The organism is Bradyrhizobium sp. SZCCHNS2022 (assembly GCF_032377575.1).
In the GTDB taxonomy this organism is placed as follows: Bacteria; Pseudomonadota; Alphaproteobacteria; order Rhizobiales; family Xanthobacteraceae; genus Bradyrhizobium; species Bradyrhizobium aeschynomenes.
The window spans coordinates 1,747,844-1,761,443 of sequence record NZ_JAUHHZ010000001.1 but is presented as its reverse complement, the minus strand read 5'-3'; the positions used below and the strand labels follow the sequence as shown (position 1 = coordinate 1,761,443).

11 protein-coding genes are annotated in these 13,600 nt (G+C 63.4%); 3 read left to right on the top strand and 8 right to left on the bottom strand.

Annotation, left to right across the window (positions count from 1 at the left end; all coding sequences use genetic code 11):
* Positions 1-208 precede the first annotated feature (208 nt).
* From QXZ94_RS07700 to eno, 3 genes are all read right to left on the bottom strand, one after another.
* Positions 209-1,207: an MBL fold metallo-hydrolase gene (locus QXZ94_RS07700; protein ID WP_315719916.1), complete on the bottom strand. Its 999-nt coding sequence runs from the start codon at positions 1,205-1,207 to the stop codon at positions 209-211.
* A 121-nt stretch (positions 1,208-1,328) separates the two neighbouring features.
* On the bottom strand, positions 1,329-2,468 hold the full coding sequence (locus QXZ94_RS07695; RefSeq protein ID WP_315719915.1) for a zinc-binding dehydrogenase: 1,140 nt from the start codon (positions 2,466-2,468) through the stop codon (positions 1,329-1,331).
* Between the two features lie 35 nt (positions 2,469-2,503).
* On the bottom strand, positions 2,504-3,787 hold the full coding sequence (eno, locus tag QXZ94_RS07690; protein WP_315719914.1) for a phosphopyruvate hydratase: 1,284 nt from the start codon (positions 3,785-3,787) through the stop codon (positions 2,504-2,506).
* Between the two features lie 175 nt (positions 3,788-3,962).
* Between eno and queF the strand changes: the two genes are divergently transcribed.
* Entirely contained in the window at positions 3,963-4,439 is a 477-nt protein-coding gene (gene queF, locus QXZ94_RS07685; RefSeq protein ID WP_315719913.1) for a preQ(1) synthase, read from the top strand.
* A 445-nt stretch (positions 4,440-4,884) separates the two neighbouring features.
* Complete coding sequence (locus QXZ94_RS07680; protein WP_315719912.1) at positions 4,885-5,442, top strand: hypothetical protein; 558 nt, start codon at positions 4,885-4,887, stop codon at positions 5,440-5,442.
* 354 nt (positions 5,443-5,796) lie between these two features.
* On the opposite strand, the gene QXZ94_RS07675 is transcribed toward QXZ94_RS07680, so the two are convergent.
* From QXZ94_RS07675 to QXZ94_RS07655, 5 genes are all read right to left on the bottom strand, one after another.
* Positions 5,797-6,522 carry a hypothetical protein gene (locus QXZ94_RS07675; protein WP_315719911.1) on the bottom strand — a complete coding sequence of 242 codons (726 nt, stop codon included), beginning with the start codon at positions 6,520-6,522 and terminating at the stop codon, positions 5,797-5,799.
* Positions 6,497-7,051 (bottom strand): Panacea domain-containing protein, encoded by a 555-nt coding sequence (locus QXZ94_RS07670; protein ID WP_315719910.1) that lies wholly within the window; start codon positions 7,049-7,051, stop codon positions 6,497-6,499. Before QXZ94_RS07670 ends, QXZ94_RS07675 begins: the two co-directional genes overlap by 26 nt.
* 1,045 nt (positions 7,052-8,096) lie before the next feature.
* The gene (locus QXZ94_RS07665; protein ID WP_315719909.1) at positions 8,097-9,305 is read right to left on the bottom strand and encodes an MFS transporter; all 1,209 of its coding nucleotides are present in this window, start codon (positions 9,303-9,305) and stop codon (positions 8,097-8,099) included.
* Complete coding sequence (kdsA, locus tag QXZ94_RS07660) at positions 9,305-10,168, bottom strand: 3-deoxy-8-phosphooctulonate synthase (protein ID WP_315719908.1); 864 nt, start codon at positions 10,166-10,168, stop codon at positions 9,305-9,307. The genes QXZ94_RS07665 and kdsA overlap by 1 nt, the downstream gene beginning before the upstream one ends.
* A gap of 117 nt (positions 10,169-10,285) precedes the next feature.
* A complete protein-coding gene (locus QXZ94_RS07655) occupies positions 10,286-10,612 on the bottom strand; it encodes an NIPSNAP family protein (RefSeq protein ID WP_315719907.1) in 327 nt (108 codons plus the stop codon).
* A 165-nt stretch (positions 10,613-10,777) separates the two neighbouring features.
* Between QXZ94_RS07655 and QXZ94_RS07650 the strand changes: the two genes are divergently transcribed.
* The gene (locus QXZ94_RS07650; RefSeq protein WP_315719906.1) at positions 10,778-13,600 is read left to right on the top strand and encodes a DUF3857 domain-containing protein; all 2,823 of its coding nucleotides are present in this window, start codon (positions 10,778-10,780) and stop codon (positions 13,598-13,600) included.

Below are 13,600 nucleotides of genomic sequence, written 5' to 3'. Positions count from 1 at the left end.
GGCCCTGCGGATGCGAGGCGTCCGACATAGGCGTTCGCGGCCGCAGGGGAAAGTCCGGCATTTCGCGTATGCAAAAACGAACAGGCCGCCCGGAGGCGGCCTGGCACAGTCTCTCCTCCGTCATTGCGAGGAGCGAAGCGACGAAGCAATCCAGAGTCCCGACCGAGCCCCTGGATTGCTTCGCTTCGCTCGCAATGACGAAGAAAACTTACAGCACCGGATTCCACGGCGCCGGGATCAGCCGGTACTTCGCGCCATCCTTCTCGACATAGCCCACCGAGGGGAAGGAGAAGTGGAAGCCGATCACCCTCGCCTTCTCGGCGGCGGCCATGTCGTAGAACTTGTGCCGCGTCTCCTGGGCCTGCGCCGCATCGGTGTCGAACATCACGTGCCAGTCGGGATTGCGCAGGAACAGCTCCGGCACGTTGGTGACGTCGGACTGGATGAACACCTTGGCGTTGCCCGAGGCGACCGCGAACGAGGTGTGGCCCGGCGTGTGACCGGGGGTCGCCAGCGCGGTGATCCCGGGCGCGACCTCCTTGTCCCACTCGTACTGTGTGACCTTGCTCTCCAGCCCGCCGAACACCTTCTTAAAGTTGGCGAAGTTGCCCTTCATCAAATCGGTCTGCGCCTTGGCGGCATTCTCGTCACTATTCCAGAACGCCCATTCCTTGGCCGGCACCTTGAGCTCGGCATTCGGAAACGCCAGCGAGCCGTCGGCGAGCTTGAGGCCGTTGATGTGGTCGCCATGCATGTGCGAGAGCACGACGACGTCGATGCTCTTGGGATCGACGCCCGCGGCGGCGAGGTTCTGCAAGGTACGGCCGACCGCGCCCTTGCTGGCCTCGAAGGCGCCGGCGCCGTTGCCGGTGTCGATCAGGACCAGCTTGGAGCCGGTGTTGATCAGCTGCGGATTGAAGGGAATCGTGATCATGCCCTTCGGCATGTAGGCGCTTTCGGCCGCTGCGAGCGCGTCGTCCTTGGCCGTGTTGACCACGAACTTGTCTGGCATCGGGAAGGTGCGCGCACCGTCATTGACGGAGGTGCATTCGTAGTCGCCGACCTTGTAGCGATAGAAGCCGGGCGCCTGGGCGCCGGCGGGCGCGACCGCTGCGCGCGCCTGCCCGCCGGTCAGCGATGGCAAGGCGCTCGCGGCGCCGGCAAGGGCCGCACCGGCCAGAAATCGACGGCGATCCAATTGGCTCATGACAAGTCTCTCCTCAGTGCTTGATGCGCGGCAGACACCGCCCCCTGAAAAACCGGGCGGATTGTCTCCGGCCGCGGGGCAAACGCAAGCCCGTCAGCAACGTCCGGGGAGCGGCGTTAGGTCACTTATCTTTGTTGGGGGCGATAAGGAATTTTTCGCCAGTGGCCCGTTTGGCGTACGCCGCGAGGTTGGTCGGATCGAGCGCCTCGGTCAGCGAAACGACCTTGGTGTAGCGGCTGGCGAACGTCGTCTTGAGCTCGTCGATGACGCGCTGCCGCAGCCGTTCGCCATCCGCCCGCCCGATCTTCATCAGGAACGGAAACAGCAGCCAGCCGCCGACGCTCCAGGTCATGCCGAAGCCGCGCGTGATCTCCGTCGGCCGGGTGTCCAGGCTGCCGTAGATGTAGACCTGCTTGTGCACGTTCGATCCGTAGCGGCTGTAGGGGTGCTTGCCGGACTTGTTGATCGCGGCTTCCATCGCATTGAGGATCTGGCCGGCGAGCTTGCCGCCGCCGATCGCGTCGAAGGCGATGGTGGCGCCGGTCTCGACCAGCGCCGCAATCAGCTCGTCCATGAAATTCGGCGACGTCGAATCGACGACATGCTTCGCGCCGAGGCCGCGCAGCAGCTCGGCCTGCGCCTGGCTGCGCACGATGTTGACCAGCGGGATGCCGTCCTTGAGGCAGATCTTGTTGAGCATCTGCCCGAGATTGGAGGCGGCCGCGGTGTGCACCAGCGCGGTATGGCCCTCGCGCTTCATCGTCTCGGTCATGCCGAGCGAGGTCAGCGGATTGACGAAGCAGGACGCGCCCTCCTCCGGCGTCGTCCCGGCCGGCAGCGGCAGGCACTCGGAGACCTTCAGGCAGCGATACTGGCTGTACATCGCGCCGCCGATCGCCGCGACCGTGCGGCCCATCAGCGCCTTGGCGGCGTCCGACGACCCGGTCTTGACCACGACACCGGCGCCCTCGTTGCCGATCGGCATCGACTCGTCGACGCGGGCGGCCATCGCCCGCATCCCGGCCTCCGGCACCTTCGCCGTGATGACGGGACGATCATTCGTGCCCGATGCCTTGACGGTCGAGAGGTCGGCCGCACCGACGAGCAGGCCGAGATCGGACGGATTGATCGGCGCCGCCTCGATGCGCACCACGACCTCGTCCGGCCCCGGCTCAGGGGTCGGCACATCGACCAGCGACAGTTCGAGCTCACCGCTGCGCGTGATCAACGTCCGCAGTTGCAGGCCAGTCTCGCCACTCATCCGTGCCTCCCTGTTCTGTCGTCTTCAGCGCCGGCTCAGGCCAGCGCCTTCAGCGCCGCGCGGCCGGCGTACTTCGCCTGCGAATCCAGCTCCTGCTCGATGCGCAGCAGCTGGTTGTACTTCGCGGTGCGGTCGGCGCGGGCCAGGGAGCCGGTCTTGATCTGCCCGCAATTGGTGGCGACCGCGAGGTCGGCAATGGTCGAATCCTCGGTCTCACCCGAGCGGTGCGACATCACGGCGGTGTAGCCGGCCTTGTAGGCCATCTCGACCGCGGCGAGCGTCTCGGTCAGCGTGCCGATCTGGTTGACCTTGATCAGGATCGAGTTGGCGCGGCCGTTGCGGATGCCGTCGGCGAGGCGGTTGACATTGGTGACGAACAAATCGTCGCCGACCAGCTGGCACTTGTGGCCGATCAGGTCGGTCAGCTCCTTCCAGCCGTCCATGTCGTCCTCGGACATGCCGTCCTCGATCGAGCAGATCGGATAGCGCGCGACGAGATCGGCGAGATATTTCGCCTGCTCGGAGCGCGAGCGGCTCTTGTTCTCGCCCTCATAGACGTACTTGCCGTCCTTGAAGAACTCGGTCGCGGCGCAGTCGAGCGCCAGCATCACGTCCTCGCCGGCGGTGTAGCCGGCCTTGCCGATCGCGCTCATGACGAAGTCGAGGGCGGCGTCCGCCGACGGCAGGTTCGGCGCGAAGCCGCCCTCGTCGCCGACATTGGTGTTGTGGCCGGCCTTCTTCAGCTCGCCCTTGAGCGTATGGAAGATCTCCGAGCCGCAGCGCAGCGCCTCGGCAAAGCTCGGCGCGCCCACCGGCATGATCATGAATTCCTGGAAGTCGATCGGATTGTCGGCGTGCACGCCGCCATTGACGATGTTCATCATCGGCACCGGCAAGGTGCGGGCCGAGGTGCCGCCGACATAGCGGTACAGCGGCATGTCATAGGAGATCGCCGCCGCCTTGGCGCAGGCCAGCGACACGCCGAGAATGGCGTTGGCGCCGATCCGGCTCTTGTTCTCGGTGCCGTCGAGCTCGATCAGGATCTGGTCGATCTGGACCTGGTCCTGCACCGACATGTCGCTGAGCGCCTCATAGATCTCGTCATTGATGGCCTCGACGGCCTTCAGCACGCCCTTGCCGAGATAGCGGTGCTTGTCGCCATCGCGCAGCTCGACCGCCTCATGGGCGCCGGTGGAGGCGCCGGAGGGAACCGCGGCGCGGCCGACCGAGCCGTCCTCCAGCACGACGTCGACCTCGACCGTGGGATTGCCGCGGCTGTCCAGGATTTCGCGGCCGATGATGTCGACGATGGCGGTCATGGGGGGTCCTCGTGAGGCGTTTCCGGGTGGGCTTTGCTGCGCCGCTTCTACCGCAAGGTCACGGGGGCGAAAAGGCCACCTGACGCGGAAATCACGAACCGGATGACGCACGGCCGGCGATTGGCTAAAGCGGCGCCAATTGCGATGCATGACACGACATAGGGCCACGAAATATATGGCGAAAAAAACCACCCCATCCCTGACCTCGGCCGGCCTTCAGCTGGGCCGCGAGGTGGCGGCCCCCGACAGCCCGGAGGCGGCCAGGCTCGACCGCGTTCCCAACCCGCAGAAGGACACCGATTACCTGGCCCGCTTCACGGTCCCGGAGTTCACCTCCTTGTGCCCGGTGACCGGCCAGCCGGACTTCGCGCATCTCGTGATCGACTACGCCCCCGGCCCCTGGCTGGTCGAATCCAAATCGCTCAAGCTGTACCTCGCGAGCTTCCGCAACCACGGCGCCTTCCACGAGGACTGCACGGTCGCCATCGGCAAGCGCCTGGCGTCAGAGATCAAGCCGAAATGGCTCCGCATCGGCGGCTACTGGTACCCCCGCGGCGGCATCCCGATCGACGTGTTCTGGCAGACGGGGAAGCTGCCGAAGGGGCTGTGGGTGCCGGAGCAAGGCGTGGCGCCGTATCGCGGGCGGGGGTGAGCGCCGATAGCGCTGACATTTCGAACTCGGCTCCATCAGCAACGTCATGGCCGGGCACTGTCCCGGCCATCCACGTCGTTCGGCGTTGCGCCAGAATCTGGATCCTTGGGACCGAGCCGGACACGACGATGTGGCGGTGTGACGGAAAAATCAGATCATGACGCCATGGCCTCTGGGGACAGCGCACTTAGTTCGTGATCCGCCGCGACAGTGCTCAGACGATCATCAACTGAGTGCATTGCACCATCGCGCGCTGGCTAGGTGGAAGGCTATTGCTGACGCCGTGAGATGCCGGCGGGGCGCAGACAAACCGTTATACGAAGGAGAATAGCTCACCATCTTTGCAGCACGGCAGGGTGTCGTGTCAGCACCAAAGCTTCAAACACGCGACCCAGCTAGCGCTTGTATCCACGACCCACTACAACTAAGGTCATCCAGTCACCGGATGGTAGAAACCATGCGAGTTATTCAGACTACAGCCTATGTTTCGGACGACACCCGGCGGCAGCGAGATGAAGACGAATACGCCCCTGCAGTGACTTTCGCTTGGTTCAGAAATCCGCATCCAAATCAGCCCTATTTTGACGGACTACCCGAGGCATTGAACGAAGATCCAGTCGATTGGCTGATCGGCGCTCAGTTTAGCGGCCGCCCCGAGGATATGTTCAGGGACGCGCTCGGTGCCCCCTTCTCCAATCCTGCCTACAGCGAGCGCGAGATCACCGCGCTTTGGAACTTTCCGATCATCATAGAACAGTCTCCCCCCACAGAAATTTCATTTGCTGCGCTTCTCAAACACTCGCCGATCTTTGCGATGGGCGCATTCATCGGGACCCACGTGGCAGAAGGCTACAACCCGGTTTTAATGTTTGTAGCTGTGCCCGCAGGTATTGTCATTGTGGGCGCTGCGTCAGGGATATCCAAGGGCCTCGAAGAAGGCCTGCACAAGCGCATCTCGTCCATCTTCAACGGCAAGCGCTCGAAGAGATCGAAAAACAAATAAACGCTACCTTGCTGCGCGAACCATTCGCTGCGCGCGATTTTTCTATCAACACCGCGTCCCAAACATCAGGGCGATGGCACCATGGCGTGGGTCAAGGGTGGGCAACGATGAATTGAAGACAGTACGCATTTGCGGATCGATAAAAGACTGAAGAGCCAAAAATCTGTCGGTCAACTCGCCATCCACGGCCGAGACTCCCGTTTCCTACTCAATGGCACAATGGCAGCTATTGTCATCAACGCTCCAGATGACTGCGGCGATGGAACTACGACTTCGTGACTAAAGCCGGCAATTCAAGGGAGCCCTAACCTGAACATCGAAAGGGGCGCACCTAACACGCTGTGAACGCACCATCTAACCGAAAAGACCTCCGGTACCTGTTCCCTTCGATGCTCTACGCGCCTCACGCTCCCGTTCGTCAAGAATCTCAAACCACATCTGATATGTTTCCTGAATGGCCGCCGTCAGCACATCAAGATCTATCAATTCATCTTCGCGCATCTGATACAGTTTGATCCGTCGACAATCATTCTCATCGTCGACTGGGAAGACAGCAATCTTGAAGAGCGCACTGTCGAAATCTGAACGCGTTGCGATGTGGTGATACATCGACGAAAAAACGAACTTACGTGCCAAGCTCGTCAAGCCATGTCCACGCCGCGGATCGGAATGAAGGATCAAGGGTCGATCGTCTTCAACACAATAGAAATCAGGCCAAAATTTCACTGCAGAGCTATGACCGACCGGCAAAGCTCCAAAAGACCATTCTCTAGCCTTCATGCCCGACCTACTCACATGGTCGAACATCAACCGAGCAAGGTCAATATTACCGTTCAGCCAGTTCGGATGCTTCTTGCACTTGGCGCGTATTGCGGCCTCAACATCCGCCCAAGTAACCTTGGGCAAGTCAAGTAGCGACTTTCGTGCTTGAAAAATGCCAGGAAGACAATGCTTGAATGGGGACCAAGAAAAAGTCGGGACGAAGTCGCGAATCCTTCGTAGTTGGATTCGTTTTTCGTCTTTAGACAACAGAGCGGTTCGAGCCAAGTCGGTTTCATGCAACAAGCGGTTGATCTTCATAGGGCTCCTCGGAGTTCAACTCACGTTTTGCACCAAACCAAAGATACTTGAAGCGCTGCTCGATCATCTTACTACTAATTCTCAGTCCAACATTCGCATTGTTCATTGCGGCCTTCACCACCACATCCCAAGGACCGCCTTCGGCGTGAGTTAAAGTAACCAGCTTTGCCGCAGTCCATGATCCGTAGAACGCCACCACCTTGTTCACAACGTCTCGAACGTCCAAGTCCGTGATAGGAGGAATCTCTGCCTGCTCCTCCGTTACAGGATTCACTCTCATAGCCAGACGATCAATTGGCCTTTCCCGAAAGTGCTTGAACGCGTCATATACGTCTGGATGAACCGGGCCAAACTTCCAAGCAACAAAGTCACCCCTAAACAGGTCCCTGTTCCTCTCTACGAGCAAGAGTGCGTGGCAGAGAAAAATTAGCTTCTGCAACTTCAAGTTTGAAATGGCGAGACCTCTCTCCCAGCCCTCAGTAAGGACGAGATTTGCTATCGCCCGCGCGTCAAACTTGTCTCGCATCATCTGCGATTCTTCCTGGCAGTCAAGAACGTAAAGTGAACATATCCACCGATTCTCAAACGATTATAGCCGGTACTTTGGGCTGCGTTTGGCTTGACGTCTGCATTGCTAAATTAACTTTTTGAACAAAACAAGAACATTATGAAAGGCTTGTAAATTCAATACCTTGGACTTCCGCTCACGTGAGGCTCGCTAACCGACATGCCGTAACTGCGTGCGCCAAGACTCTTATTTTGCCTGTCGGATCCAGCCGATGCCCTCTGTCCAGACCCTCCACGGAAAATATTCCACTTTCGCTTTATCAGAATTTATGATTGACTGTCCCCGTCCCGTCTCGATCTGAGGGGCGCTTCGCGGTCGTCACGGACGTTGAGGCGGGATGCGGTGGGTGTGTCGGGTTCGCAGCGTGATCCATCATGCGGACGAACGGGCCTGATGCGCCGGCGAAATCGTATGGTCCTGGCCTCCCGACGCTGAGGCTACGCTGGCGGTGATGATCCGCCGGTCACGGGGGCAAGACAGCCCGGTCCCCGGGGAGAGTACGTATAAGCCGCCCAACCATCGCGCGGGGAATGCCGGGATGTCTCGGCTGAACCTGTGGTGACTGCCGCCTGCTTTTCTTTCTGCAGGCGGGCCATGGGGGCGGCCAGCTCCCGGCATTCCCCGTGCCCTCTTCGAAGGAAAGAGGGCAAGTCCAAAGGCAAAGCTCGGACGCAGATGCGCCGCGAGGCGGCGGCGGTGCGTCCCGCGGCGAATGATGAGCCGGACACAGATGTCTCAGCCGCGCATGTTCAACATCGAGAGCAAGAAAGGGCGTCCTCGCTCTCGCCCACGGCGAACGCAGCGGACGATGGGCATTATGCGCTCCCCTCTCTCCACGTCGTCATGGCCGGGCTTGTCCCGGCCATCCACGTCGTTCGGCATGCTGAGAAGGACGTGGATGGCCGGGACAAGCCCGGGCATGACGGAGAAACAAATGAGCAGCCCTTCCTGCGGCCCTGGCCCTACGTCGGCGAATGCGGCCATGCGCCCGCACCGGAGACGACCTTCACGTCGCCGCCGCATCCGCCGGCGGCCGCTGCCGCAGCAGCGCGGCGCAGGCGAAGCCGAGGACGACCATCAGGGCCGCGGCGACGAGCAGCGTCGGCTGCTTGCCGCCATGGACGACGCCAAAGCCGTAGGCGATCGGGCCGACGGTCTGGCCGAGGAAGAAGAAGAACGAGTGCAGCGACATCGCGGTGGCGCGGGCGCCGATCGACAGCTCGCTGGCGAACACCTGCAGGCAGCCATGGATCATGTAGAAGCCCCAGCCCATCATCAGCATGCAAGCAAATTGCAGCTTCCAGCCGGGGCCGAAGGCGAGTGCGGCGAGCTGCAGGGCAACCAGGGCGGCGCCGGAGATCATCATGCCCTTGACGCCGAGCCGCGGCAGGAAGTTCGAGACGGTGGCCGTGTAGAACAGCCCGCCGACCGCAAAGCCCGCAATGACGATGCCGGCGATCGACAGCGAGGTCTCGCCGAGATCGAACAGGAACGCGGCGATGAACGGAAACAGTCCGAACACGCAGCAGCCTTCGACGAACACCGCTGGGAAGCAGAAGCGCGCATTCGGATTGGTGAAGATGGTGCGGTAGCCCTTCTTCAAGGTCGCGAGATCGGTGGTCGCCGCGTGCGTCACCTTGGCGCCGCGGAAGCCGGCGGCGACCGCGAAGGACGCGATCAGCCCGAGTGCGCCGAGGATCGCGAGCACGCCGCGCCAGCCGATGAAATCGCCGATGATGCCGGACGCGGTGGCGCCGAGCAGGTTGCCGGCCATCGAGCCCGCCAGCGTGCGGCCGATCGCGACCTGGCGCTTGTCGGGCGCGACCAGATCGCTGGTCAAGCCGAGCGCCACCGGAAACACGCCGCCCGAGGCGATGCCGGCGAGGATCCGGCTGGCGAACAGCAGCGGAAACGAGGTGGCGAGCGCGCCGAGCACGCTGGCGACGCCGAGCAGCGCGAGGCACAGCGTCATCAGCCGCGCCTTGCCGAACAGGTCGGCGGCGGCGCCGATCGCCGGCTGGATCAGCGCGTAGATCAGCGCATAGCCGGCGGCGATGCCGGCCGCGGTGGCGATGCTGATCGAAAAATCCTCGGCGACATGCGGCAGCACCGGATCGAGCGCGCGGGTCGACAGTGCTGCCGAGAAGCCGGCCAGCGCGATGATGTTGACCGCTGGCGGAAACTTAGTCTCGGGCTTGGCGACGGGCTGGTGCATCAGCTGATGGCGCCCGCCGTCTGTCCCTTGGCAAGCGCGTCGAACGCCATCAGCGTCCGCAGCAATCCCTCGAACTGCGCCAGCGGCACCATGTTCGGACCGTCGGAGGGCGCATGATCGGGATCGGGATGGGTCTCGATGAACACGCCGGCGACGCCGACCGCCACGGCCGCGCGCGCGAGCACGGAGACGAATTCGCGCTGGCCGCCCGACGAGGTGCCCTGCCCGCCCGGCTGCTGCACCGAATGCGTCGCGTCGAAGATCACCGGCGCGCCGGTCGTCTTGGCCATGATCGGCAGCGCGCGCATGTCCGAGACCAGCGTGTTGTAGCCGAACGAAACGCCGCGCTCGGTCGCCAGCACATTGGGATTGCCGGCGCCGGTGATCTTGGCGACCACATTGGCCATGTCCCAGGGCGCCAGGAACTGACCCTTCTTGACGTTGATCACCTTGCCGGTCGCCGCCGCCGCAAGCAGCAGGTCGGTCTGCCGGCACAGGAAGGCGGGAATTTGCAGGATGTCGACCGCCTGCGCCACTTCGGCGCACTGGCTGGCGTCATGCACGTCGGTCAGCACGGGAAGGCCGAGCGAGGCGCGGATCTCGGCGAAGATCGGCAGCGACTGTGCCAGCCCGAGCCCGCGCGCGGCCGAGCCGCTGGTACGGTTGGCCTTGTCGAACGAGGTCTTGTAGACGAGGCCGATGTTCAGCCGCGTCGCAATCTCCTTCAGCGCCGAGGCGACCTCGAGCGCGTGGGCGCGGCTCTCCAGCTGGCACGGCCCGGCAATGACCGCGAGCGGCAGCTGATTGCCAAACTTCACGGAGCCGAGGCTGACGACCGGCGCGGCAGAGATCGGAGCGTTCACGACTTCATCCTCTTTGAGCGCGCGACCATGGCCCGGCGCGGGCCTCCGGATCAACCCGGCGCGCGCCCGCGAATAGCAGGGTTGCGGGGATCGGTCATCCCCGCAGCTGTGCCGGGCCTATTTCAGCGCCGAGAACGCCGTCGGCACCAGGAACTGGCTGGTGATGTTGGCGACGATCTGGCCGTCCTCCTCGCTCTTGGCGCGCGCCGCGATCCACTCCGGATTGGTCATGAACGCGGTCCATTTGGTCTCGCGCTCGGCGAGCGACTCCCAGGCGAGGAAATAGGTCAGGTCCTGGTTGGATTCGCCGATCAGGGTCGTGAAGAAACCCACGGGGCGGATGCCGTGCGTCTCCCACAGCTTCAGCGTGGTCGTCTCGAAGCGCTTCAACAGCGCCGGCAAGCGGCCGGGAATGCAGCGATAGATGCGGCTTTCGTAGATCATGGCAGCGGACCTCCCCTTCGTGATCGTTCAAGCGTGATCGATGCCGCGTTTTGGCAACAATTGCCGCCGTCGTCAAAGCCGTTCGGCCGCAGCGGGCCGTGGCGGTTCCCCACCTTGCGCAAAGCGCAACGCGCTCGCACAATCTCAGTGGCATCGAGGTGGGGCATGTATCGTTCAGGGTTCATCCGGGTCGTCATTTTCATCGCGTGCATTCTGGCGTCGTACCCGTCCGCGGCGCAGCAGACGGCCACTCCGAATCTCGCCGAGGTCAAGCCGGCCGCCGACGCCTTCACCCTCGCCGATCCCGTCCCGTCCTGGGTGGTCGAGAGCACAGCCCCCGAGGTCAGCGCGCCGGCGCCGATCGTCATTCGCCTTTCCGAGACGCAGTATCTGGTCGATCGCGAGCCGGTCGCGTTCGTCCGCCGCGTCACTGCCGTCAACGACGCGACCTCGCTGGCCGGAGCCGGCCACATCGCGATCTCGTTCGCCCAGGATCATGAGCGCGTTCAGCTGCACTGGATCCGGATTCAACGCGGACAGGAGCAGATCGACCGCACCAAGGTCTCCAAGCTCCGGTTTTTGCAGCGCGAGCAAGGGCTCGAACAGGGCGTGTATAGCGGCGATGTGACGGCCTCGATCCTGATCGACGATCTGCGCGTCGGCGACACCATCGACCTGGCCTATTCGCTTTACGGCCAGAACCCGGTGTTCGCCGGCAAATTCATCGCGTTGACCAGTTGGGATCAATCCCATCCGACGCTCCGGCGGCATGTGATCTTCAGCCATCCCGCCAGCAGGCCAATCGCATGGCGGATGATCGGCGACCGCACCGGCTCGCCGGTCGTGCCGACCGAAACACTCCGCAGCGGGTTGCGCACGCTCGACTTCGACGAGCGCGGACTGCGCGAGGCCACTGTCGACCCGCAGACACCGCACGACTATTTCGCCTTCCGTTTCCTGCAATTCTCGGAGTTCGGAAGCTGGAAGGAGGTCGCGCAATGGGCGACCGCCCTGTTCGAGGTCAACACCGCTGCGAACGAGGAGGTGGATGGCCTCGCCAAGACGATCGGCACCCTCGACTCGACTGATCAACGCGTCGCGGCGGCGCTGCAGATCGTGCAGTCGCAGATCCGCTACTTCTCGGTTTCGCTCGGCGAGAGCTCGCACCGACCCGCCTCCCCGGATATCGTGCTGCGCCGGCGCTACGGTGATTGCAAGGACAAGTCTTTCCTGCTCGTCACGCTGCTGCAGCGGCTCGGCATCCAGAGCCGCCCGGTCCTGCTCCAGATCGGTCGCCGCCGCGGTCTCGAGGAGGTGCTGCCCAGCCCCGAATTCTTCGATCACGTCATCGTCGAAGCCGTCGTCGACGGCAAATCCTACTTTCTCGATCCGACACGCCTCGGCCAACATGGTCGCCTCGACCGCATGGGCCAGGCGCATGCGGGGGTCCAGATCCTGCCGGTCGCGCCCGAGACCGAGCGCCCGTCCGCGATTCCCGTGCGCGCGGCCGACGAGGTCGACGACGATCTCACCGAGCGCGTGACAGTCGACAAGCTCGGGGACGACGCGCAACTGTCGGTGAAGCGCGTGTGGTCCGGGCTGAGCGCCGAACGGCTGCGCCTTGTCTTCGAACAGACGACGCGCGAGCTGATCGCGAAGCGGGTCGGTGACATGCTCGAGGACAGATATCCAGGGGCCGTTCTCGCCGCCGATCCCGCTGTCCACGACGACCAGGAGCAGAACATCCTCTCGCTCGAGGCCACCTTTCGCGTTCCCAAGATCGCGACCGAGCGCAGCGGGACCTGGGTGATCCGCTACAAGCCGGACAACCAGTCGGGCACGCTGCCGCTGCCTCCCTCGGCGACACGAACCATGCCGCTGGGCATCTCCGCCCATCCCTATCACGCGCGATATCAGATCGAGATCACGCTGCCCGACGCCGTCAGCGTCGTGGCCGACCCCTACACGGAGACCGTGGCCAACGATCATTTCAGCCTGACCAGCTCGCGCTATTTCCGCGGCAACGTCGCCCGCAGTCAGGTCGAGCTCACGACGCTCCGGCCGTTCGTGGAGGGCAACAGCTATCCCAAATATGCCGATGATTTGCGCGCCGCCAACCGCGCCATCGTCGGCTTTTTTGCGTTCGGCAAGTCCGACATCAAATCGAGCGAGGCCGGAGCGGATCAGGCCACCGACCGTTTCCACCGCATGCTGCTGGACGCCGTCCAGAAGACGACCGACACCATTTCGAGCGGCAAGCTCACCGGGTCGGACCTCGCCGACGCGCTGTGCCAGCGCGGCAGCTCGCTGGTCGAGCTCGGGCGCGTCGACGAGGCGATGCGCGACGTCGCCGAGGCCTTCCGTCTGATCCCCAATACCAGCGAGGCGTTCAGCTGCCGTGGCGGCGCCCTGTACGAGTCCGGACAGTTCGAGCGCAGCATTGCCGATCTCTCGAAGTCCATTTCGCTCGGCGCGATCACCGCCTCGAACTATCGCACCCGCGGCGCGGCCCGCTTCTACGCCGGACAGATCGAACAGGCCGGCGCCGATTTCGCCCGCGCGGTCGAGCTGGCCGAGGGCGACAACAAGATCTATTGCGAGCTGTGGCTGCTGGCCGTCTTGGGCCGCGCCGGCAAGCCCGTGCCGGACGCGATCGCGCAACACGCAAGCGCGGCCGCCAAGGGACCGTGGCCGCTGCCGGCCTTGGCGATGATGACGGGCGCCCTGTCGCCGGACGACCTGCTCAAGACGTTCGACGACAAGAAGGGCGACGAGCGCAGGATGCTGCTGTCGGAGGCCTATTTCTACATCGGACAGCACGACATGATGCGCGGCGACAAACAGGCGGCGAAGCTGAACTTCGAGAAGTCACGCGAGCAGGGAGTGATCCTCTACACCGAGCACATCGCCGCCGGTTTCGAATTGCAGCGGCTCGCCAAGGAGAGCGTCGGGGCCGCCGCGGCGCCCGCGGCGAAGCCCCTGCCCTGA

What these genes read in the sequence shown, in the direction of transcription:
- QXZ94_RS07700 (WP_315719916.1), bottom strand. Translation starts at nt 1,207, where the DNA reads ATGAGCCAATTGGATCGCCGTCGATTTCTGGCCGGTGCGGCCCTTGCC.
- QXZ94_RS07695 (WP_315719915.1), bottom strand. Translation starts at nt 2,468, where the DNA reads ATGAGTGGCGAGACTGGCCTGCAACTGCGGACGTTGATCACGCGCAGC.
- eno (WP_315719914.1), bottom strand. Translation starts at nt 3,787, where the DNA reads ATGACCGCCATCGTCGACATCATCGGCCGCGAAATCCTGGACAGCCGC.
- queF (WP_315719913.1), top strand. Translation starts at nt 3,963, where the DNA reads ATGGCGAAAAAAACCACCCCATCCCTGACCTCGGCCGGCCTTCAGCTG.
- QXZ94_RS07680 (WP_315719912.1), top strand. Translation starts at nt 4,885, where the DNA reads ATGGTAGAAACCATGCGAGTTATTCAGACTACAGCCTATGTTTCGGAC.
- QXZ94_RS07675 (WP_315719911.1), bottom strand. Translation starts at nt 6,522, where the DNA reads ATGAAGATCAACCGCTTGTTGCATGAAACCGACTTGGCTCGAACCGCT.
- QXZ94_RS07670 (WP_315719910.1), bottom strand. Translation starts at nt 7,051, where the DNA reads ATGATGCGAGACAAGTTTGACGCGCGGGCGATAGCAAATCTCGTCCTT.
- QXZ94_RS07665 (WP_315719909.1), bottom strand. Translation starts at nt 9,305, where the DNA reads ATGCACCAGCCCGTCGCCAAGCCCGAGACTAAGTTTCCGCCAGCGGTC.
- QXZ94_RS07655 (WP_315719907.1), bottom strand. Translation starts at nt 10,612, where the DNA reads ATGATCTACGAAAGCCGCATCTATCGCTGCATTCCCGGCCGCTTGCCG.
- QXZ94_RS07650 (WP_315719906.1), top strand. Translation starts at nt 10,778, where the DNA reads ATGTATCGTTCAGGGTTCATCCGGGTCGTCATTTTCATCGCGTGCATT.